A 19484-nucleotide genomic window follows, 5' to 3' on the forward strand; every position below is an offset into this window, starting at 1 on the left:
TCAGGGCGATACGTAAAACTTTAAATATAAGGTTAACGGAGGCGTGATTTGGGCTGCCTCTGTGACAACATTTTTCCCTGGCAATCGTTAACGCGATGGCGACGCAAGTCGCCTATTTTTTGGCGGTAGGCCGCCTTTCGGGAGTTGCAGTGCGTATGCGTGGTGACAGTGGGATCGCGTTTTCCATGCCCGGCGGTGACGTGTCGGGAACGGCAGGGTCGCGACCTGTGGATATGGCCCATCTTGCGCGGCAGACGATGGATGATCGCGCGCTCGAACAGGAAGTGCTGGCGCTGTTCGTGCAGCAGGCGCTATCGGTGCGCGACGAGATTGCCGATGCCGATGCCAAGGAACGGGTGCTCCTCGCACACAGCCTCAAGGGCTCGGCGCGCGGTATCGGCGCCTTTGCCGTCGCCGAATGCGCCGCGGCGATCGAAAAGCAGCCCGAGGATGCCCGCATCTTGAAGAAGCTTGGCGTGCTGATCGAGGAAGTGCGGGACTTCATCGCCGCCATCAGCCGCTAGCCCCTCGCGAGAGCACCTTCCGAAAACGTCATTTGGCTGAAAACGTCATTTGGTGGCGTTTTTCGCGCCGCAGTTGACTTGTCCGGCGGAGTGATTATCTCGGCTGCGACTCCTCAGGTGACAAATGACAAAGCTGACTTTCATCGCCAATGACGGCACTCAATTCGACGTGGAGGCCGAGAACGGCTCGACCGTCATGGAAAACGCGATCCGCAACGCGGTGCCCGGCATCGAGGCGGAATGCGGCGGCGCTTGCGCCTGCGCGACCTGCCACGTCTATGTCGACGAGGCTTGGACGGCCGAGGTCGGCGAGCCGGAAGCGATGGAGGAGGACATGCTGGACTTCGCTTACGACGTCCGGCCGAACTCGCGCCTGTCCTGCCAGATCAAGGTGCGCGACGCGCTCGACGGCCTCGTCGTGCGCGTTCCCGAACGCCAGGGCTGAACCAACCCTCCATTTTCCAATTTTTCCCGTGGCTGCTTGGCAGCGGGCCATAGGTCATGCACTGTCCCCACCATTTCCCAAAATGGGGCGGAGCTGATGACGGATACGATCAAGACGGACGTACTTATTGTCGGGGCAGGGCCGGTCGGCCTGTTCGCCGTATTCGAACTCGGCCTGTTCGACATGAAGTGCCATCTCATCGACATCCTCGACCGTCCCGGCGGACAATGCGCCGAGCTCTATCCGGAAAAGCCGATCTACGACATTCCGGGCTGGCCATTGATCACCGCCCAGGGCCTGGTCGACAAGCTGCTCGAGCAGATACATCCGTTCAAGCCGGACTTCACCTTCAACCGCATGGTCTCCAGCCTGGAGAAACTCGAGGACGGTACGTTCCGCGTCACCACCGACGAAAATGAAGTGTTCGAGGCCAAGGTTGTGGTGATCGCCGCCGGCGGCGGCTCGTTCCAGCCCAAGCGTCCGCCCATCCCGGGCATCGAGGACTATGAAGGCAGGAGCGTCTTCTACTCGGTCCGGCGCATGGAGGATTTCCGCGGCCATGACCTCGTCATCGTCGGCGGCGGCGATTCGGCGCTCGACTGGACGCTCAATCTGCAGCCGATCGCCAAAAGCGTGACGCTCGTCCACCGGCGTGCGGAGTTCCGGGCGGCGCCGGACAGCGTCAACAAGATGTATGCCATGCAGGAGATGAAGCAACTGAGATTCCTGGTCGGTCAGGTGAGCGGCTTGGCGGGCGCCGAGGGCCAGCTCTCATCCGCGACCATCAAGGGCGGCCCAGACGGCGATATCGAGGTGCCGTGCACCCGCATGCTGCCGTTCTTCGGCCTCACCATGAAGCTCGGGCCGATCGCCGAGTGGGGGTTGAACCTGCACGAGAACCTGATCCCGGTCGACACCGAGAAATTCCAGACATCGGTGCCCGGCATCTTCGCCGTCGGCGACATCAACTGGTATCCCGGCAAGCTTAAGCTGATCCTGTCAGGCTTCCACGAGGTCGCCCTGATGGCGCAGGCCGCCAAGCGCATCGTCAGCCCCGGCGAGCGGATCGTATTCCAGTACACGACCTCGTCGACCAGCTTGCAGAAGAAGCTCGGCGTCCACGACTGAGCTATGTTGATATTCAGGTGATGCCGGCCTGCGAACGGAGCCTCCTGCGCTTCCGGCCTTCGCCGGCCGGAGCCACTCGTGAGTGGCCAAGCAGCCGAATTGAGGCTACGGCCGGCGTAGGCCGGTTCTCGGAAGCCACCATTCTCGGCTCGGCCTGACCTGAATCTCAACACACCTCGGAGAGACTACTCCGCAAGCACGGGCGCGGCGTTCTCGTCATGGCCGCGCAGCGGCTTTTCGGGCATCAGCGCCAGCACGACGAGCGCCAGGACGAGCGTGATGCCGGCGGTGAGGAAGATCATCACGAACGGCATCGCCGATGTCAGCTCGATATGTGTCTCAGAGCCCTCGGCCGCGAGCGGCAGGCCATAGCCGAGCGCGACGGCGCCGAGCATGGCGACGCCAAGCGCGCCGCCCAGCGAGCGCAGGAAGGTCAGCACGCCGGTCGCGACACCGAGATGGGCGCGATCGACCGCGTTCTGGACCGAGACGGTGCTGACCGGGAAGGTCGTGCCGCTGCCGATGCCGATGAGCGTCGTCAGGACCTCGACTTCGAGCAGCGAGGCTTGCCCCGCAATGGCGCTGAGCACGCCGATGCAGACGATCGCCAAAATGATGCCGATCATGGCGATGCGCTTGTAGTGGACGAAGCGCGGGATCATGCGGCCGCTGAAGGTGGCGCCGGCAACGGTGCCGAGAAGCAGCCCGAGCATGGCGGTGCCGGATTCGCTGACCGAGAGTCCGACGACCGACTGCAGATAGACCGGCAGGTAGACCGAGGCGCCAATGTTTGCCGCCTGCAGCAGGAACAACGACAGCGTGCCGGCGAGCACGATCGGATTGCCCAGCACTTCGAGCGAGATCAGCGGCTCACTGGCCCTCAGCAGCCGTAGCGCGAACAGCGCCCAGAACACGGCCGAGCAGGCGACCAGCCCGAGGATTTCCGGCGAGAGCCACGGATAGGTGCTGCCGCCCCAGTTCAGCGCCAGGAGCAGCAGGGCCGTGGCGATCACCAGGAGCACGGCGCCCAGCCCGTCGATGCGGTGGTGCTTGGCCGCGATCGGCAGCTTCTTCAGCGGGTTGTTGATTATTGCCATCGCCAGGAAGCCGATCGGCAGGTTGATCCAGAAGATCAGCGACCAGTGCAGGTGCTCGGCGAACACGCCGCCAAGCAGCGGACCGGCGACGCTGGCGACCGCCCATGTGCCGGCTATCCAGGCGGCGTAGCGTGCGCGCTCGCGCGGCGGCACGAGATCGCCGATGACCGTTTGGGCAAGCGCGAACAGACCGCCGCCGCCCGCGCCCTGAATCGCCCGGCCGATGACCAGCACCAGCATGTTGGGGGCCAGGGCACTGACCAGCGAGCCCAGAAGAAAGATCAGGATAGCGGCGTAGATGACCGGCCGGCGGCCATAGACGTCGGAAATCTTGCCGTAAAGCGGCGCCATCGCCGTCGCGGTCAAAAGATAGCCAGTGACGATCCATGGCAGATATTCGGCGTGGCCGAGAGCGCGCGCGATGGTCGGCAGGGCAGGGGCGACGATGGTCTGGTCAAGTGCCGCCAGAAGCATCGACAGCAGCACGCCGCCGATAATGGCGTTCTTCTCGCTTTCGCTGATCGGCGGCGAGGTCGCCATCGTCGTGCGATTGTCGACGGTCTGGTCCATGCGTCGTTCTTTCAAAAAGGCCGGCTCAAGGCTTGTGCGCGGTCCGCAAGAAACGGCCGGTTCCGGGACGTCTTCCGCTTGCCGTTCCTATCTCTGCTTCCGAAGCCCGCCCGAGGCGGACCCGGTACATGTCGTCCGATATAGGTCGTTTTCGACCGCCGCTCGAAAGTTTTTCGAATCTGGCACCATGTTTAGGGCGGGATTGGCCTTCGCTGGGACTGCGGCTCCGTCGATCAAGCCGGCGGCAGTTGGCCACTTTGGATGCGCTGCATCCGGTAGCGCAGAAGCCGGATGATCCGGCTTTCGAAGTTGACGCTTTCGACGCGGTCGAACTGCACCTGGGCGCGGTCGTGCTCGGCAAGGATGGCGGAAGAGATCTCGGCGGCCTTGGCCTTCACCGCTTCGCAGGTCTTTTGCGGATAGGTCGCCTTCAACGCGTCCTCGAGGTCGCGGGCATGGTTCTTGGCGATCTCGACATGGCGCTCCTCGTGGCGCTTGATGTCCGCCGACAGCGTGTCCCAGAACAGCCTGACGTCCGGATCGGCCTTGCGCGGTCGCCGCCATTCGGGAAGGATCACCTTGACCTTCAGAGTGACCTGCGCGTTCGCGATCCGGCAGGAATTCGCAGTCTGCGCGTAGCTGACGCGGGTGGTGAAGGCCATCTGCGTTGCGCCCGGATGCCTGGAGCCGGTGCTCTTCACTTCGGGGCCGTTTTTTGTCAGCTGCTTTTCGATGTCGTCCAGCGTGCGGCCGGTGACGGCGAAATAGCTGTAGGTCTTCACCAGATTCGCCGCGCCAGCCGGCGCGGTGGCGAGGACGAGCATCAGGGCGCTGAGCAGGGGACGGTTCATCATGTTGCCTCTTCACGCACCTTGCTTTACGGCCGTTGCCGGCGCAACGAAATTGATTTCGCGCGGATCACACATGGTTGATGGACAATGACGACAAGGCGATGGCAGCTCGCGCACGGACGCCATCTCGACCTCGGCCCCAAGGCGGTGGTCGTCGGTATCCTCAACGTGACACCGGATAGTTTTTCCGATGGTGGATTGTTCATTGCGCCCGAGAAGGCGATAGCCCAGGCGCGCCGCATGGCGGAAGAGGGGGCCGCCATCATCGATATCGGCGGGGAATCGACGCGGCCGGGTTTTGCCCCGATCACCGCCGAGGAAGAGCAGGGGCGGGTGCTGCCGATCATCGAGGCGCTCGCAGGATCGGGCGAGGCCCTGATTTCGATCGACACCTATCGCGAGGATACGGCGCGTCGGGCCGTCGCAGCCGGTGCGCATATCGTCAACGACGTCTGGGGCCTGCAGCGCGAGCCCGGCATAGCGCGTGTCGCGGCCGAGACCGGCGCCGGCCTCATCATCATGCACACCGGACGCGAACGGCAGAAGTTGCCGGACTTGATCGAGGACCAGTTCCTGTTCCTGCGCAAATCGCTGGAGATCGCGCGCGCCGGCAATGTTTCCGATAGCCAGATCGTGCTCGACGCCGGCTTCGGCTTCGCCAAGGAAACGACGGAGGAAAATCTCGATCTGATGGCGCGGTTCTCCGAGCTTCAGGCGCTCGGCTTCCCGCTGATGGCGGGGACTTCGCGCAAGCGTTTCATTGGAGGCGTCACGGGGCGCGAACCTGCTGAGCGGGCGGCCGGCACCGCGGCCACCAGCGTCATCCTGCGGCTCAAAGGCGCCGATCTTTTTCGCGTCCACGATGTCGCAATCAACGTGGATGCGCTGGCGGTGGCCGATGCTATGTTGGCGCGAGAAACCCACTCTCCCGGACGCTGATCATGTATGTCATCCGCATGAAGAACTGCGCCTTCTTTGCCCGGCACGGCGTGCTGGACGAAGAGGAGACGCTCGGCCAGCGTTTTTATGTCGACGCCGAACTGACGGTCGAGCCCAGCCGGCCGCTGGAGGAAGATTCCATCGAGGACACCGTCAATTACGGCATCGCCTTTTCGGTGATCGAGAAGATCGTCACCGGGCACCGCCGTTTCCTGATCGAGGCGCTGGCGCTGGAAGTGGCGAAGGCGCTGGCCGCTCGGTTTCCACAGATCAAGAAAGCAGAGATCACGGTGCGCAAGCCGAACGCCCCGGTGCCGGGCGTGCTCGATCATGTCGAGGTGACCGTTGTCTGGCCCCAATAGCGTCGTCTACCTCAGTCTCGGCGGCAATCTCGGCGACCCGGCAAAGTCCATGGCCGCGGCGCTGCGCATGCTGGATGGCGATGACAAGACGCGCGTCACCGCCGTCTCCTCGCTCTACCGCACGCCGCCCTGGGGCAAGCTCGACCAGCCGGATTTCCTCAACGCCGCGGCTGCGATCGAAACGGCGCTGCCGCCACGCGCCCTGCTCGACCTCTGCCTCGACGTCGAGAGACGGCTGAAGCGGGTGCGCGAGGAGCGCTGGGGGCCGCGCCTGATCGACATCGACATATTGGTGTTCGGCGACCGCGTGATCCACGAGACCGGCCTTGAGGTTCCTCATCCACGCATGCTGGAGCGCGCCTTCGTGCTGGCCCCGCTGGCCGAGATCGCGCCCGACCTCGTTGTCGGCGGCAAAAACGTGTCGGAGCGGCTCGGCGCCGTCGATGCGTCGGGGATCGAGCGCCTGCCGTCAGGCCGGGAATGGTGGCTGAGCTGAAACTCAGCCGGAGAAGCCGCCGCCGTCGAGAAAGGCCTTTTCCTCGAGCGTCGTCTGGCGGCCGAGCATTTTGTTTCGATGCGGAAAGCGGCCGAAGCGCTCGATGATCTCCAGATGCTCCTTGGCGTATTTGAGGTAGTCCGGCGCTCGCGCGGCGGTGAGTTCCACCGATCGCTGCTGGTCCGCAAGCAACTCCGAATGCTCGAAGGGCAGATAAAGGAAGACGCGCAGGCTCTCGTCGAGCGCAAGGTCTTGGCCGGCGGCGATCGCCCGGTCGGCGAAATGCCTGGCCAGCGGATCGGTCGCGTACATATGCCCGGTGCCGCGGAAGCAGTTGCGCGGAAACTGATCGAGCAGGATCATCAGCGCCAACGATCCCTCGGCATGGGCGTTCCAGTCGTCGCATTCACGCCCGGCGGCGGCATAGTGCAGCTCCAGGAAGCGGTTGCGGAAATCCGTGTCGAACGCATCGTTCTTCTCGAACCAGGCGTCCTCGCCGGCATCGCGCCAGAATTTGGTGACGGAAAGCGCCCGCGCGTCGAGCCCTGCCATGCGTTGCTCCTCAGTTCTTCGTCTCTGCCTTGTTCAGCACGCCCGCCGTCTCTTCGTTCAGTGCCCGGCCGGCGTGGCGCGGCTGCGCGAGCGGCGTCGGGATCGGCGTGCCGATATTGCCTTTCAGAAAGCGCTGGCCGGCGCGGATGCCTTCGGCAAGCTGCGTCTCGAAACGGGCGGTGTCGCGGCGGCGCACGTCCTCGATGACCTCGGCAACCTCTTCTGGGTCGACGCCTAGCGCTTCCAGCGCCGAGCCGCCGAACACCAGCGCGGATTCGAAGGTCTCACGCAACTGATAGTCGGCGCCGGCGCGGATGAGCTGCAAAGCGGTGCCCCGGTCGAAGGCGCGCGCCAGGATGGTGACCAAAGGGAATTCGGCCTTGATCAGCTGCGCGATACGCACAGCGGCGTCCGGCTTGTCGACGCAGATCAGCACGGCACGCGCGCGGCCCGCGCCGGCCGCATGCAGGATGTCGAGCCGCGTGCCGTCGCCGTAATACACCTTGAAGCCGAAATCGGCCGCCGCCTGGATCATCTCGACCTCGTTGTCGATGATCGAGACGTCGAGGCCGCGCAAAAGCAGCGGTTGGCTGGCGATCTGCCCGAAACGGCCAAAGCCGATGATCAGCACGCTGCCGGTGAGGCCGTCGGCGATGTCGACGCCTTCGAGCGATTGCTCGTCGCGCGGCGTAAGATAGCGCAGCGCCACGATCGCCAAGGGCGTCAGCACCATGGAGATGATGACGATGGCGGTCAGCGTGGCGTTGGCCTGGCCGTCGATGATGCCGACCGCGGCCGCCGAGGAGTAGAGTACGAAGGCGAATTCGCCGCCCTGCGCCATGAAGACGGCGCGTTCGAGCGCCTCGCGGTGGCCGCTCTTGAGCATGCGCGCGACGATATAGATGCCGAGCGCCTTCATGATCATGTAGGCGACGACATAGATGGCGACGAGCCGCCAGTTCTGGGCGACGACGCCGAGGTCGAGCGACATGCCGACGGCAAGGAAGAACAGGCCGAGCAGGATGCCGCGGAACGGCTCGATGTCGGCTTCGAGCTGATGGCGGAAGGTCGATTCGGAGAGCAGCACACCGGCGAGGAAAGCGCCCATTGCCATGGAGAGGCCGGAAAGCTGCATGGCTAGAGCCGACCCAAGCACCACAAGCAGGGCCGCGGCCGTCATCACCTCGCGGGCGCGGGCGTCCGCCAGGATGCGGAAGAGCGGGTTGAGCAGATAGCGCCCCGCCACCACCAGTCCGATGATCGCCGCGATGCCGATGCCGACTTCGGTCAACCGTTCGGACAGGCTGGTCTCGGCGCCGCCGGGCGCCAGAAACGCAACCAGCGCCAGAAGCGGCACGATCATGAGGTCTTCGAGCAGAAGGATCGACACGATACGCTGGCCCTTGGGCGTAGCGATCTCGCCGCGCTCCTCGAGCAACTGCATGACGATCGCCGTCGACGTCAGCACGAAACCGGCGCCGGCGACGAAGGACTGCGCGATCGGAAAGCCTCCGGCCAGTCCGACGCCGGTCAGCAGCAGGGCGCAAACGCCGACCTGCAGCGCGCCGAGCCCGAAAATCTCGCGGCGCAGGCCCCAGAGCCGCGACGGCTGCATCTCCAGGCCGATGATGAACAGGAACATGACGACGCCGAGCTCGGCGACGTGGAGGATGGCTTCCGATTCGGAGAAGACGCGGAGGCCGAACGGCCCGATGACCACGCCCGCCGCGAGATAGCCGAGGATGGAGCCCAGTCCCATGCGCTTGAAGATCGGCACGGCGACCACGCCAGCGGCAAGCAGCGCCACCACCTGTACGAGATCGCTGCTCGATGCTTCAGCCGCCATGCCTGTCGTTCCGTTGTCTCGAAGCACTCCTTGCATGCAGCGGGAGTGGGAGGCAAGGGCAGGGCGCCTGGCAGGAAGAGCAGGGCCATTGGCAGGAAACAAAGGTGACGCCTGTCCGGCAAACTCCTGTTGCAGCTTCGTTACACAAGTTTACGCGGCCCGGTCGTTGCGTGCCGCCACAATCAGAGGTTAAGGCACGACCGGCTTTGGCCATTGGGCTTCGGCCATTGGAAGGCAGCGGCGATGGGCCGCTGCCTTTTTTGAGGAGATGACTGACATGAAGAAGTTTTTGCTCGTTGCCGTTGGTGTTGCGGCGCTGGCCGTTTCGGCCTGTTCGAAGGGACCGGAGTGCACGCAGGAAATTGCCACCAAGAAGGCGCAGGATATGGCCGCCGCGCTGCAGGAAGCAATCACCAAGGATCCGAGCAAGGCGGCCGATCTGACGGCCAAGGTGCAGGCCGTGACGACGAAATATCAGAACGCCACGACGCTGGACGAGGCCTGCAAGGCCTATGACGAAGTGACCGCCGCCATCAAGGGTTGAGCTAAGTCATAAACGGATGAAGGCGGCGGCCATGGCTGCCGCCTTTTGTCAATCCACGCTTGTCTGGTCAGTTCTTGGCTATCGAGCCGACCTCGACCGTATCGACCCGCTTCAGGCTCATGCCGATGACCGGCACCAGCTCTTTGTTGACGCGCACGGCAACCGTGACGGTCATCGAATTGTCGTCGGGGATGCGGGCCTGCATGACGCCATTCAACTGATTGCGGTTGATGGTGAAGACCACCTTCTGCGCGTCGACGACATTGCCGCCGATGATGTCGAGCCCGTTGCCGGCCGAGCCGCCCATGAAGTTGCCTTTGTAACCTTCATGGCCCTTGCGTTCGACGCTCGCTGACATTTTTTGGGTGAACACACCGACCCGGCAGTCTCCGTCCAGCGTCATGCCGACCTTGCCGTCAGGCGTCGAGCCGTTGAAATTGCAGGTGAATTTCGTGCCCTTGTATTTGCCGGCGATGATTTCGCCGGGGCCGACCCATTTGCCTTCGACCGAACGGAAGAACTGCTTGTCCGGTTCTGCGCCAAAGGCTTTTTCGACGAGGCCGACCGGTGCGGCGACCGCAACCGTCACGGGCAGGACGCAGGACAGAAACACGCTTTTCATGGACGACACCCGGCACGACAGAGTCTGTTCTTGGGACAGAGACGACCATGAACAAGATTGGTTAATGCTTCGTCACCGGTGGCCGTTTCGGCATTTACCCTACTGCTCGCTTTGACCGTCCTTCCGGGTGGCGAACGAGGTCAGCGCCGAAAGGAAATCGCCGAGCCCCGGGCGCTTGGTCGCGATGAACGGCAGCGGGCGCGCCGTTTCCATCGCAGCGATGCCGATGCGCGCCGTCATCATGCCGTTGACCACGCCTTCGCCAAGCTTTGCGGAGAGTTTGGCGGCCAGGCCGTGGCCGACGATCTGCTGCACGAAACTGTCGCCGACAGCGATGGAGCCGGTTACCGCGAGATGAGCGAGCACGCCGCGCGCCAGGCGGATGAAGCCCAGCGTGCCGGGACGGCCGCCATAGAGTTCCGACAGGCGCCGGATCAGCCTGCCGGCCTCGAACACGACATAGGCGACGTCGACGAGCGCGCGCGGGCTGACCGCGGTTACCAGCGAGACGCGCTTTGCGGCCTCCAGGATCATCGCCCTGGCGCGGGTATCGAGCGGCGACAGGATCTCGGTCTCCGCAAGCCGCACCAGATTGCCGCCGTCAATGATTTCGCCGCGCAATTCGGCGAGCGAGCGGCGGCCGGCCGCGGTCTCTGGTTTTGCCGCGACGAAGGCGGCGAGCTCATCGACCAAAGCGCGGGCGGCCTTGGGGTCGTCGCGCGCCACCGCATCCAAGGCCCGCCGCTGCAGCTTCTCGACCTCGGCGAGGCGGGCGATCGCCAGGAATTCGCGGATCAGGATGACGAGCAGCGACAAAAGCGCGATCGCCGCCATGCCGGCCGCCAGCCAGCCCAGCCATTCGGCGCGCGCGAAGAGATCGCGGATGAGCTGGTCCGTCCACAGGCCGACCGCAAGCGAGACAAGCACGCCGAAAGCGCCGAAAAACAGGCGGGCCAGCAGCGAGCGCTTCCTTGGGGCGGTCGCCGGCGGCGTCGCGGCCTGCTCGATATCCGGTTCGTCGAAGACGTCGATCGGCGAAGGGACGACGACCGCGACATCGGCCCTTGCGGCCTGCGGTTTGCGCGTCGGCCGTTCGTCGGTACGATGCTTCTGCGGCGCCTCCTGTTTTGGCGCTGGCTCGGGCTCGATGCGGAAGGCCGCCGGTTTGCGGGGCGCGGTCATGCCAGATGGTCTCCGATCAGGAACTGCAGCGCGCGGTCGAGCCGAATATGCGGCAGCGAGAGCGAGACGCCTTCGGCCGTGCGTTCGAGCTTCGGCGGACGAAACCGCACGAAGCGGATCGCTGGTTCACTGCTTTCGCCCTGCGGCCCTGAAGTGTCGAACACCGCGTCGACCTTTTGCGGCAAGTCACCGGGAAATATGGCGGTTTCGGTTTTGCCGTCGAATGTCTCGCCATTGATCGTTTCGCCTTTCAACGGGGTGCCGATGATCACCGGCAATGTCTCGCGGCCCTGCTTGACCGTGCCTTCGCGGGTCGAGCGCACCGCCGCCATGGCGGCGACATCGACATCGGCGCCGCTGAAATTCGCCCGCGCGACGGCTCGGTCGGCCAGGCGGCGCACGATCGCCTGCAGCCGGTCGTGGCTTTCATGATGCAGCTGATCGGCCTTGGTCGCCGCCACCAGGATGCGGTCGATGCGCCTTGAAAACAGGTCGGTGACGAAATTGCCACGCCCTGGCCGGAAGCAGGACAGGATCTCGGTGACGGCGCGTTCGAGGTCGGCCATGGCGGCGGGGCCGGCGTTCAGCGCCTGCATGGCGTCGATCAGCACGATCTGGCGGTCGAGACGGGTGATATGCTCGCGAAAGAACGGTTTCACGACATGCGTCTTATAGGCCTCGTAGCGGCGCTCCATCATCGCCTGCAGCGATCCGGAACGGGGACGTCGCTCCGACGGCTTCATCAGCGGCGCAAAGGTGAGCGCCGGCGAGCCTTCGAGATCGCCCGGCATGAGGAAACGGCCGGGCGGCAGGGTCGACAGCGCCCGTTCGTCCAGCTTGCAAGCCTTGAGATAGGCCGCGAAGCTTTCGGCGAGACGGCGCGCCGTCATTTCGTCGGCATCGGCATCCGGATCGATCGAGGAGGCGAGCTCGCGCCAGGCATGCGACAGGTCGGACCGCACAGGCAGGGCTGCGAGCTCGACCGCCTCGTGCGAAAAATCGGCGAAGGATTTGCCGAGCAGCGGCAGGTCGAGCAGCCATTCGCCGGGGTAGTCGACGATGTCGACCGACAGCTTTCCCGCCGAAAACAGCCGGTTCCAGCCGGAGGCAGACTCATATTCGATGGTGAGCCTCAACTCGGAAATGGCGCGCGTCGAATCCGGCCAGACGCGGTCGTCGACCAGGGCAGCTATATGGTCCTCGTACTGAAAGCGCGGGACGGCGTCGTCCGGCTGCTCCTCGAGGAAAGCGCGAGCGATGCGGCCCGATTTCTGCGCTTCGAAGAGCGGCAGCCGCCCGCCATGGATCAGGTTGTGCACGAGAGCGGAAATGAACACCGTCTTGCCGGCGCGGGAAAGGCCGGTGACGCCCAGGCGCAGCGATGGAGAGAAGAGCCCTGCGGCGCGGCCCGACAGGGTGTCGAGCGCAATCTTCGCCTCGTCGGTAAAGGTTGTCAGCGATGATGCCAAATCTGCCTCTGGGTCGCCCGTCAGGGCCCGATATAGGCCTCGGGCGAGGCGTTTGAAATGGTGTCAGAGATCGGCCGGAGTGAGAAAGGCTTCGAGATAGCCGTTGCCTTGGCCTGCTTCACCGAGATTGCCGGGAAAACGCACGACGGCGAGGCCGGAGGTGGGAAAGCCGTGGTTGAGCATGCCACGCGCGGTCTCATCGCCGTCACCCGACACCGCCATGGCGAGATCCTCCGTCATCGGGTTGTGGCCGATCACCAGAAGCGAGCCGGTCCCGCCATTCCTGCGGATGATGTCGAGATAGCCGGCGGCATCCTCGCTGTAGAGCGTGTCCAGGAACAGCACGCGGCCGATGTCTGTGCGGCCCGCGAGGCCTTCCAGCGTCTGCCGCGCCCGCTTGGCGTTGGAACAAAGCGTGACGTCCGGCACGTAGTTGCGGGCCCGCATGGCATCGCCCATCGCCTCGGCATCAGCCATGCCGGATTCGTCGAGCGGGCGATCGAAATCGCGCACCCCGGGCAGCGCCCATCCGGCCTTGGCATGCCTCAACAAATAAAGTTTGCTCAACCGGTCCCTCACTACTAGCAAGCAACGAAAATCCGTCCAAGGCGTTATGGGATTAGCCACGAGAATGGTCCCATGCACAATGGCCGGCATCGCTCAAACATAGCGAATCGTACAGGAATTCGGCTGTCCCCTTATTGCGAAAAGGCCTGTCTGTGCTGGCCTCCCCCTTCCTAACAATTGCGTGAAACTGTCGCCGATTGCGCTTGTGCAGCCTTCGGTCCGCGAATATATAGGCGCCAAATTTGGGGTTGTTGGGTGAGTCGAATGAACGATATCGTTACCGCCGATTACGTACCCTCCGAAGACGAGCCGTTCATGAACGAACGGCAGAAATCTTACTTCCGCATGAAGCTTATCACATGGAAGAACGATATCCTTCGCGAAGCGCGTGAAACCCTCGAAATCCTCCAGCAAGAAAACGCCAACCACCCCGACCTAGCCGACCGCGCCTCTTCCGAAACCGACCGAGCCATCGAACTGCGCGCCCGCGACCGCCAGCGCAAGCTGATCTCGAAGATCGATTCGGCGCTGCAGCGTATCGACGAAGGCACCTACGGCTATTGCGAGGAGACCGGCGAGCCGATCGCGCTGAAGCGGCTCGACGCCCGCCCCATAGCGACGCTGTCGATCGAGGCGCAGGAGCGCCACGAGCGCCGCGAGAAGGTCTACCGCGACGATTGAGGCGGGCAGCGCAGGCATAGAATTTGAAAAAATGGCCGGGGTTTCCGGCCATTTTGTTTTTTCCGCTACCTTCGTAAGCTGCAGAGCGGCCGGCCGCTTATTTGCCCAAGGCACCCATGGGCAGGTTCACGGTGGTCCCCGTCATCCCGCTTGCCCGGCCCGAGGCCATGAAGGCCGTCATGTTCGCGTATTGCCGAGTCAGCGTTTGTGGCTGGCAAGCTCGCCGAGAAGCTTGGTCATCTCGTCATCGAGCGAAGGCTTGGCGGCCGGCTTGCTGGTCGCCGGCTTGGGATGCGACTCGTCCAGGGACGCCTCGAGTTCGTGCATCAGCGTATCGTCGATCGAGTCGTTGGAGGGCGGCGGCGGGACATGGCGGACGCTGCCATTCGTTCCATGAGCTGGGAGCGGCATGACCTTCGCGGTCGGCTGGCTCGGCGCCGCCGGCTTTGGCGTGGGGGGTGCTGCGTGCGGACGCGACACTGGCTCTGTCATCGGAGCCGGCGCCGGTGCGGGTGGCTGTCTCGCCGGGGCCGGCGTCGGTGCCGGCTGAGGCCCGCGCGGACGCGGCGCGGCGGCCTGCTGCTGGCCGCCGTCGCCGGTCAGCGCCGGGCGGCGAGGCGCGACCAGCCTTATGTCGCGTTCGACCACGACATCGGTCGGGCCGCCGATCAGGATCAGGTGCTCGATGTCGTCGCGGCGCACCAGCACCAGCCGGCGATGGCTGTCGACGGCAGTGGCGTCCATGACGGCGAGCCGCGTCTTGCGGTTCCTGCCGCCGGCCACGAAGGTGCCGAAAGTAAGGTTGCGGACCACCTTGATGACGAGCAGGACGACGACAAGCAAAATGAGTGCTGCAAACGTCCACAGGATTGCACCAACATAACCCGGACCCGCTGTGCGCTCCACCCACTCCATCATCGGTGCACCCAATCGCCTTCTTGAGGTGACGCGACACTAGACCGTTGGGACTAGCGACCGCAAGTTCGCATCACGCATCGTGAACAGTTTGAAACATGAATCGTTGATTTTATCGGACATTTGCCGCCGGGGCCTTTTCCGCTACAGGAGAATGTGATTCAACCTGCCGTTCGCGGGTGTCGGGGCACCGGAATCACGAGCAGGGGGCACATGGCCAAGGAAACGCGCGGCGATTTCTATCCGGTACCGATCGTCGACCAAAACACGCGTCCGGGCGCCGTTGCCAGGCTCATTATCTTCATCGTCGTCTTGACCGGCGCCGCGATCGTCTTCGGGCTCTTCCGCGAACGCCTCGGCGATCCGTTCCTGCTCGGCATGCTGGGCGTGCTCGCCATGATCGGCGTCGGCTTTCTGTTCGCGACGGCGATCGGCTTCGTGCAGATCGCTCCGCGCTCCACGGGCGACGAGTTGTCGAAGGCCTTCGTCGATTCGATGTCGCAAGGCCTCCTGGTCACCGACACCAAGGGGCGCGTCATCTACGCCAACCGGGCCTATGCCGACATGACGGGCGCCGCTTCGGCGACCGACCTCAAGACGGTCGAAGGGCTGCTTTCGGATATCCCCGAGGCCTCGATGACCATCTACCGGCTGGCGTCCGGCCTGCGCGACGGCCAGGCCGGCGACGGTGAATTCCGGCTCGCGCAGTCGATCAAGCCCGGGGCCGAGCCTGGCGCGCGCTGGTACCGTGCCCGGGCACGCGCCTTCAACGTGCCAGGCCAGCGGCTGCCGATGCTTGCCTGGCAGATCGCCGACATCTCGCAGGAGCGGGCGGAGCAGGAGCGTTTCTTCCTCGACCTGCAAAAAGCGATAGACCACCTCGATCACGCGCCGGCCGGTTTCTTCTCGGCCGACCAGGAAGGCCGCGTCACCTATATCAACGCGACGCTTGCCGAATGGCTGGGCATCGACCTTGCCAGCTTCACCCCCGGCGCCGTGACGCTGCCGGAAATCGTCGCCGGCGACGGCATGGCGCTCGTCCGCTCGGTGAAGGCTGATCCCGGCACTACGCGCAACGCCGTCATCGACCTCGACCTCACCACAATGAGCGGGCAGGCGCTGCCGGTCCGCTTCATGCATCGCGTTTCGGCGAGCCGCGAGGGGGTGAACGGGCCGACCCGCACCATCGTGCTCAACCGCACCCAGGGCGAGGACGCCTCCGCCGATCTGCGCGCCTCGGAAGTCCGGTTCACCCGCTTCTTCAACTCGACGCCGATGGCGATTGCCGGCGTCGATGCCAGCGGGCGCATCCTGCGCACCAACGCGCCGTTCCTGTCGCTGTTTTCGTCCGTCGTCGACCGCGACGCGGTCGACCGGCGCGTGCGTTTCGAGAGCGTGGTGCATGAGCGCGATAGGCCGGCCTTCGCCGCCGCCTTCGAAAAGGCGCGGCAGCGTCAGGCCAATATCGAGCCGATCGACTCGCTGCTGCCCGGCAATGACGAGCGCCACATCCGCTTCTACGTCAACGCAGTCGCCGACGGCGCCGGCGGCGAGGGGGCGGAGGAATCGGCCATCGTCTACGCCGTCGAAACCACCGAGCAGAAGGCGCTCGAAGGCCAGATGGCGCAGAGCCAGAAAATGCAGGCGGTCGGCCAGCTTGCCGGCGGCATCGCGCACGACTTCAACAACGTGCTCACCGCCATCATCATGGCGTCGGACCTTCTGCTCACCAACCACCGTCCGTCGGATCCGTCCTTCCCCGACATCATGAACATCAAGCAGAACGCCAACCGCGCCGCGTCGCTGGTGAGGCAATTGCTCGCCTTCTCGCGCAAGCAGACGCTGCGGCCGGAAGTGCTCAACCTGACCGATGTGCTCGCCGATCTCAGAATGCTGCTTGCCCGCCTGGTCGGCAACGACATCCGGCTGAAGATCGACCATGGCCGCGATCTGTGGCCGGTCAAGGTCGACATCGGCCAGTTCGAGCAGGTGGTGGTCAATCTCGCCGTCAACGCACGCGACGCCATGCCCGCCGGCGGCGATCTTACCGTGCGCACCCGCAACGTCGCGGGCGAGGAGTGCAAATCCTTCGGCTACCGGGAGCTAACACCGGCCGATTATGTGCTGGTCGAGGTCGAGGACACCGGCAGCGGCATCGCGCCCGACGTGCTGAAGAAGATCTTCGAGCCGTTCTTCACCACCAAGGAGGTCGGCAAGGGAACCGGCCTTGGCCTCTCGATGGTCTATGGCATCATCAAGCAGACCGGCGGCTTCATCTACTGCGATTCCGAGGTCGGCAAGGGAACGGTGTTCCGCATCTTCCTGCCGCGCCATGTCGCCGAGGCAAGGAAGGTTGTCGAGGCAGGCGAGATGCAGGCGGCGGCTTCGGCGCCGGCCAAGCCGGCCGACACCGCCAAAGACCTGTCCGGCTCGGCCACGGTGCTTCTGGTCGAGGACGAGGACGCCGTTCGCATGGGCGGCGTCAGGGCGCTGACCTCGCGCGGCTACACCGTCCACGAGGCGTCCTCCGGCGTCGAGGCGCTGGAAGTCTTCGAAGCCCTCGGCGGCAAGGTCGACATCGTCGTCTCCGACGTGGTGATGCCGGAAATGGACGGTCCGACGCTGCTCGGCGAGCTGCGCAAACGGCAGCCGGACATCAAGTTCGTCTTCGTTTCGGGCTATGCCGAGGACGCCTTCGCCAAAAACCTGCCGGCCGATGCGCATTTCGGTTTCCTGCCCAAGCCGTTCTCGCTCAAGCAACTGGCGACGATCGTCAAGGACGTGCTGGAATCCTAAAACAGCTACCGCTTGCACATTGCGGCGACCCTGTCATGATGGTTAACGGGATGGATCCCATCATGGGGGTGATAAAGCGTGACGCCGCACATCGAGGCGGGCCGGGGAGATTATGCCGAAACGGTGCTGTTGCCGGGCGACCCCGAGCGCGCGCAGTGGATGGCGGAAACTTTTCTCGAAAGCCCGCGCTGCGTCAATCGCCGTCGAGGTGCTCTTGGCTTCACCGGCCGATTCCGCGGCAAGCCGGTCAGCATCCAGGCAACCGGCATCGGCGTCTCGTCCTTCCTGATCTATGCCTATGAACTGCTCGATTTCCACGGCGTGAAGACGCTGATCCGCACCGGCACATGCGGCGCCCTGTCCGAGAACGTTCCGCTGCGCGGGGTGGTCATTTCCAGTGCCGTACGCGCCGAGGGCGCGATGAGCGGGCAAGTGTTCGGACTTTACCGGCCGGCGGGGCCGGATGAGGCGCTCCATGAGCTGGCGCTGCAGCGGGCCGCCGACCTCGGCATCGCGTGCAGCGCCGGCCTGACTGTCTGCAGCGACATATTCCATCACCCCGACGGCCGCGCCCGGTTTGACGAGCCCAGGGCGCTCGGGGCACTGGCGGTCGACATGGAAACCAGCGCGCTCTACCGCATCTCGGCGCAGTTCGGCGCGCGCGCGCTGTCGCTGCTGACCGTGGTCGACCACGTCGCCACGGACGAGCAGACCGATTATTCCGAGCGCCAGGCGCTGTTCACCGACATGACCCGTCTCGCGCTGGAAGTCGCCGCGGCAAGCTAGAGCAGTTCATCGTTTCACGGGAACGCTGAACTGCTCTAGCTGTCTTCGTTTACGCAGTTCCGGACGGAAAACCGTTACACACTTTCCTGGAATTGCTCTTAGGCGGCTTCGCGCTTGAGCGCTGCCTGCTCCTGCGTCGTTGGCCGGTGACCGCGCAGATAGAGCGCGCAGGTGGTGCGCAGCATCGAAGCGAAGTTCGGGATCTGACCGTTGATCTCGATCGCCTCGTCATAGAGCGTCGAGATGAATTTGGGTGTCGTCAGACCCTGGCTCTCGGCGATCTCGTCGAGGAGTGCCCAGAATGTCGCCTCAAGCTGGATGCTGGTCGAATGCCCGTCTATGCGGATCGACCGATTGATCTGCCGGTAGCCTTCCGGATCTTGTCCGGCAAAGACTCTGCACATCGTTACCTCCCGTTCTTGTTGGTCTTGGGCGCCGATTGATCGGTTGGGCGCCTTTTGAACACTGCCTGCGCTTCCATTTTCGGCCTGACGGCCGGTTACGGCAATCAGACTTTGGTCCTCAAAGTGCGTCGCGCCGCACTTTGGTCGCCCTGCAAAACTGGCGCGACACTAGCCGTTTTCCATGCGCATGCGTGGTAATCGGCTGCCACCACCTTTTTTCGCCGGCGCGCATAATCTGCTTCGAAAGCACCAAAAGCTGCGGAGTCCGATTTGGCGAAGGCGATTCATACCATGATCCGGGTTCTCGACGAGGCCCGGTCCGTCGATTTCTACAACAAGGCCTTCGGCCTCGATGTCGCGCAGCGGCTCGATTTCGAGACTTTCACGCTCGTCTATCTCAGCAATGCCGATACTCCGTTCGAGGTCGAGCTGACCGTGAACAAGGGTCGCACGGAGCCTTACACGCTTGGCGACGGCTACGGCCACCTTGCCGTGTCCGTCATCGATCTCGACAGCGAGCACGATCGGCTCGGCGCTCTCGGACTCAATCCGAAGAAGATCGTGGAATTCAACCGCGACGGAGCGCTCATCGCCCGCTTTTTCTTCATCGAGGATCCCGACGGCTACAAGATCGAGGTCCTGCAGCGGGGAGGGCGCTTCCAATAGGGGACAAATGCCGCGCGGGCCGGCGCGGCGCCAGCAACGGCA

General features: G+C 64.2%; 21 protein-coding genes. 11 read left to right on the plus strand and 10 right to left on the minus strand.

Annotation, left to right across the window (positions count from 1 at the left end; all coding sequences use genetic code 11):
* Nucleotides 1–155 precede the first annotated feature (155 nt).
* The 3 genes from QAZ47_RS19850 to QAZ47_RS19860 all read left to right on the plus strand — a co-directional run bounded on the left by QAZ47_RS19850 (nt 156) and on the right by QAZ47_RS19860 (nt 2097).
* Complete coding sequence (locus QAZ47_RS19850) at nt 156–524, plus strand: Hpt domain-containing protein (RefSeq protein WP_278233827.1); 369 nt, start codon at nt 156–158, stop codon at nt 522–524.
* A gap of 124 nt (nt 525–648) precedes the next feature.
* A complete protein-coding gene (locus QAZ47_RS19855; RefSeq protein WP_278074142.1) occupies nt 649–969 on the plus strand; it encodes a 2Fe-2S iron-sulfur cluster-binding protein in 321 nt (106 codons plus the stop codon).
* Between the two features lie 96 nt (nt 970–1065).
* The gene (locus tag QAZ47_RS19860; RefSeq protein WP_278230484.1) at nt 1066–2097 is read left to right on the plus strand and encodes an NAD(P)/FAD-dependent oxidoreductase; all 1032 of its coding nucleotides are present in this window, start codon (nt 1066–1068) and stop codon (nt 2095–2097) included.
* A 185-nt stretch (nt 2098–2282) separates the two neighbouring features.
* Here the strand turns inward: QAZ47_RS19860 and QAZ47_RS19865 are convergent, their stop codons facing one another.
* Entirely contained in the window at nt 2283–3764 is a 1482-nt protein-coding gene (locus QAZ47_RS19865; RefSeq protein ID WP_278202411.1) for an MDR family MFS transporter, read from the minus strand.
* A gap of 233 nt (nt 3765–3997) precedes the next feature.
* On the minus strand, nt 3998–4618 hold the full coding sequence (locus QAZ47_RS19870; RefSeq protein ID WP_278202413.1) for a DUF922 domain-containing protein: 621 nt from the start codon (nt 4616–4618) through the stop codon (nt 3998–4000).
* An 84-nt stretch (nt 4619–4702) separates the two neighbouring features.
* Between QAZ47_RS19870 and folP the strand changes: the two genes are divergently transcribed.
* From folP to folK, 3 genes are read left to right on the plus strand one after another with little or no spacing between them, the layout of a single operon-like run.
* The gene (gene folP, locus QAZ47_RS19875; protein WP_278230485.1) at nt 4703–5554 is read left to right on the plus strand and encodes a dihydropteroate synthase; all 852 of its coding nucleotides are present in this window, start codon (nt 4703–4705) and stop codon (nt 5552–5554) included.
* A 2-nt stretch (nt 5555–5556) separates the two neighbouring features.
* Nucleotides 5557–5916: a dihydroneopterin aldolase gene (gene folB, locus QAZ47_RS19880; protein ID WP_278074147.1), complete on the plus strand. Its 360-nt coding sequence runs from the start codon at nt 5557–5559 to the stop codon at nt 5914–5916.
* Nucleotides 5900–6412: a 2-amino-4-hydroxy-6-hydroxymethyldihydropteridine diphosphokinase gene (gene folK, locus QAZ47_RS19885; RefSeq protein ID WP_278230486.1), complete on the plus strand. Its 513-nt coding sequence runs from the start codon at nt 5900–5902 to the stop codon at nt 6410–6412. Before folB ends, folK begins: the two co-directional genes overlap by 17 nt.
* Before the next feature lie 3 nt (nt 6413–6415).
* On the opposite strand, the gene QAZ47_RS19890 is transcribed toward folK, so the two are convergent.
* Both QAZ47_RS19890 and QAZ47_RS19895 read right to left on the minus strand, forming a co-directional pair.
* The gene (locus QAZ47_RS19890; protein ID WP_278230487.1) at nt 6416–6964 is read right to left on the minus strand and encodes a DUF924 family protein; all 549 of its coding nucleotides are present in this window, start codon (nt 6962–6964) and stop codon (nt 6416–6418) included.
* A gap of 10 nt (nt 6965–6974) precedes the next feature.
* Nucleotides 6975–8810, minus strand: coding sequence for a monovalent cation:proton antiporter-2 (CPA2) family protein (locus tag QAZ47_RS19895; RefSeq protein WP_278202420.1), 1836 nt, complete (start codon nt 8808–8810; stop codon nt 6975–6977).
* Nucleotides 8811–9087: 277 nt separating this feature from the next.
* Between QAZ47_RS19895 and QAZ47_RS19900 the strand changes: the two genes are divergently transcribed.
* Entirely contained in the window at nt 9088–9354 is a 267-nt protein-coding gene (locus QAZ47_RS19900; RefSeq protein ID WP_059185639.1) for a hypothetical protein, read from the plus strand.
* Between the two features lie 67 nt (nt 9355–9421).
* Here QAZ47_RS19900 and QAZ47_RS19905 read toward each other — a convergent pair whose 3' ends face one another.
* The 4 genes from QAZ47_RS19905 to QAZ47_RS19920 form a co-directional block, all read right to left on the minus strand.
* Nucleotides 9422–9976: a hypothetical protein gene (locus QAZ47_RS19905; protein ID WP_278230488.1), complete on the minus strand. Its 555-nt coding sequence runs from the start codon at nt 9974–9976 to the stop codon at nt 9422–9424.
* Nucleotides 9977–10075: 99 nt separating this feature from the next.
* Nucleotides 10076–11158: a YcjF family protein gene (locus QAZ47_RS19910; protein WP_278230489.1), complete on the minus strand. Its 1083-nt coding sequence runs from the start codon at nt 11156–11158 to the stop codon at nt 10076–10078.
* The gene (locus QAZ47_RS19915; RefSeq protein ID WP_278230490.1) at nt 11155–12627 is read right to left on the minus strand and encodes a YcjX family protein; all 1473 of its coding nucleotides are present in this window, start codon (nt 12625–12627) and stop codon (nt 11155–11157) included. Before QAZ47_RS19915 ends, QAZ47_RS19910 begins: the two co-directional genes overlap by 4 nt.
* Before the next feature lie 63 nt (nt 12628–12690).
* On the minus strand, nt 12691–13194 hold the full coding sequence (locus QAZ47_RS19920) for a histidine phosphatase family protein (RefSeq protein ID WP_278230491.1): 504 nt from the start codon (nt 13192–13194) through the stop codon (nt 12691–12693).
* 264 nt (nt 13195–13458) lie between these two features.
* Here QAZ47_RS19920 and dksA point away from each other — a divergent pair, with 264 nt between their 5' ends.
* Entirely contained in the window at nt 13459–13875 is a 417-nt protein-coding gene (gene dksA / locus QAZ47_RS19925) for an RNA polymerase-binding protein DksA (protein ID WP_059185643.1), read from the plus strand.
* A 198-nt stretch (nt 13876–14073) separates the two neighbouring features.
* On the opposite strand, the gene QAZ47_RS19930 is transcribed toward dksA, so the two are convergent.
* Nucleotides 14074–14790 (minus strand): flagellar biosynthetic protein FliO, encoded by a 717-nt coding sequence (locus QAZ47_RS19930; RefSeq protein WP_278233828.1) that lies wholly within the window; start codon nt 14788–14790, stop codon nt 14074–14076.
* A 213-nt stretch (nt 14791–15003) separates the two neighbouring features.
* Between QAZ47_RS19930 and QAZ47_RS19935 the strand changes: the two genes are divergently transcribed.
* A complete protein-coding gene (locus QAZ47_RS19935; protein ID WP_278202429.1) occupies nt 15004–17586 on the plus strand; it encodes an ATP-binding protein in 2583 nt (860 codons plus the stop codon).
* 78 nt (nt 17587–17664) lie between these two features.
* Complete coding sequence (locus QAZ47_RS19940; RefSeq protein WP_278230492.1) at nt 17665–18372, plus strand: DeoD-type purine-nucleoside phosphorylase; 708 nt, start codon at nt 17665–17667, stop codon at nt 18370–18372.
* A gap of 98 nt (nt 18373–18470) precedes the next feature.
* Here QAZ47_RS19940 and QAZ47_RS19945 read toward each other — a convergent pair whose 3' ends face one another.
* Nucleotides 18471–18776 (minus strand): ribbon-helix-helix domain-containing protein, encoded by a 306-nt coding sequence (locus QAZ47_RS19945; RefSeq protein ID WP_278202432.1) that lies wholly within the window; start codon nt 18774–18776, stop codon nt 18471–18473.
* 270 nt (nt 18777–19046) lie between these two features.
* Between QAZ47_RS19945 and QAZ47_RS19950 the strand changes: the two genes are divergently transcribed.
* Complete coding sequence (locus QAZ47_RS19950) at nt 19047–19442, plus strand: VOC family protein (RefSeq protein ID WP_278202433.1); 396 nt, start codon at nt 19047–19049, stop codon at nt 19440–19442.
* The last annotated feature ends 42 nt before the right edge of the window (nt 19443–19484 follow it).

This window comes from Mesorhizobium sp. WSM4904, from assembly GCF_029674545.1.
Classification (GTDB): Bacteria; Pseudomonadota; Alphaproteobacteria; order Rhizobiales; family Rhizobiaceae; genus Mesorhizobium.

Excerpts from the sequence above, each read along its gene's own strand:
- QAZ47_RS19860 (WP_278230484.1), top strand. The coding sequence starts at position 1,066 with ATGACGGATACGATCAAGACGGACGTACTTATTGTCGGGGCAGGGCCG.
- QAZ47_RS19895 (WP_278202420.1), bottom strand. The coding sequence starts at position 8,810 with ATGGCGGCTGAAGCATCGAGCAGCGATCTCGTACAGGTGGTGGCGCTG.
- QAZ47_RS19855 (WP_278074142.1), top strand. The coding sequence starts at position 649 with ATGACAAAGCTGACTTTCATCGCCAATGACGGCACTCAATTCGACGTG.
- QAZ47_RS19890 (WP_278230487.1), bottom strand. The coding sequence starts at position 6,964 with ATGGCAGGGCTCGACGCGCGGGCGCTTTCCGTCACCAAATTCTGGCGC.
- QAZ47_RS19905 (WP_278230488.1), bottom strand. The coding sequence starts at position 9,976 with ATGAAAAGCGTGTTTCTGTCCTGCGTCCTGCCCGTGACGGTTGCGGTC.
- QAZ47_RS19870 (WP_278202413.1), bottom strand. The coding sequence starts at position 4,618 with ATGATGAACCGTCCCCTGCTCAGCGCCCTGATGCTCGTCCTCGCCACC.
- QAZ47_RS19865 (WP_278202411.1), bottom strand. The coding sequence starts at position 3,764 with ATGGACCAGACCGTCGACAATCGCACGACGATGGCGACCTCGCCGCCG.
- QAZ47_RS19850 (WP_278233827.1), top strand. The coding sequence starts at position 156 with ATGCGTGGTGACAGTGGGATCGCGTTTTCCATGCCCGGCGGTGACGTG.
- folP (WP_278230485.1), top strand. The coding sequence starts at position 4,703 with ATGACGACAAGGCGATGGCAGCTCGCGCACGGACGCCATCTCGACCTC.
- folB (WP_278074147.1), top strand. The coding sequence starts at position 5,557 with ATGTATGTCATCCGCATGAAGAACTGCGCCTTCTTTGCCCGGCACGGC.
- QAZ47_RS19945 (WP_278202432.1), bottom strand. The coding sequence starts at position 18,776 with ATGTGCAGAGTCTTTGCCGGACAAGATCCGGAAGGCTACCGGCAGATC.
- dksA (WP_059185643.1), top strand. The coding sequence starts at position 13,459 with ATGAACGATATCGTTACCGCCGATTACGTACCCTCCGAAGACGAGCCG.
- QAZ47_RS19910 (WP_278230489.1), bottom strand. The coding sequence starts at position 11,158 with ATGACCGCGCCCCGCAAACCGGCGGCCTTCCGCATCGAGCCCGAGCCA.
- QAZ47_RS19900 (WP_059185639.1), top strand. The coding sequence starts at position 9,088 with ATGAAGAAGTTTTTGCTCGTTGCCGTTGGTGTTGCGGCGCTGGCCGTT.
- QAZ47_RS19935 (WP_278202429.1), top strand. The coding sequence starts at position 15,004 with ATGGCCAAGGAAACGCGCGGCGATTTCTATCCGGTACCGATCGTCGAC.
- QAZ47_RS19930 (WP_278233828.1), bottom strand. The coding sequence starts at position 14,790 with ATGGAGTGGGTGGAGCGCACAGCGGGTCCGGGTTATGTTGGTGCAATC.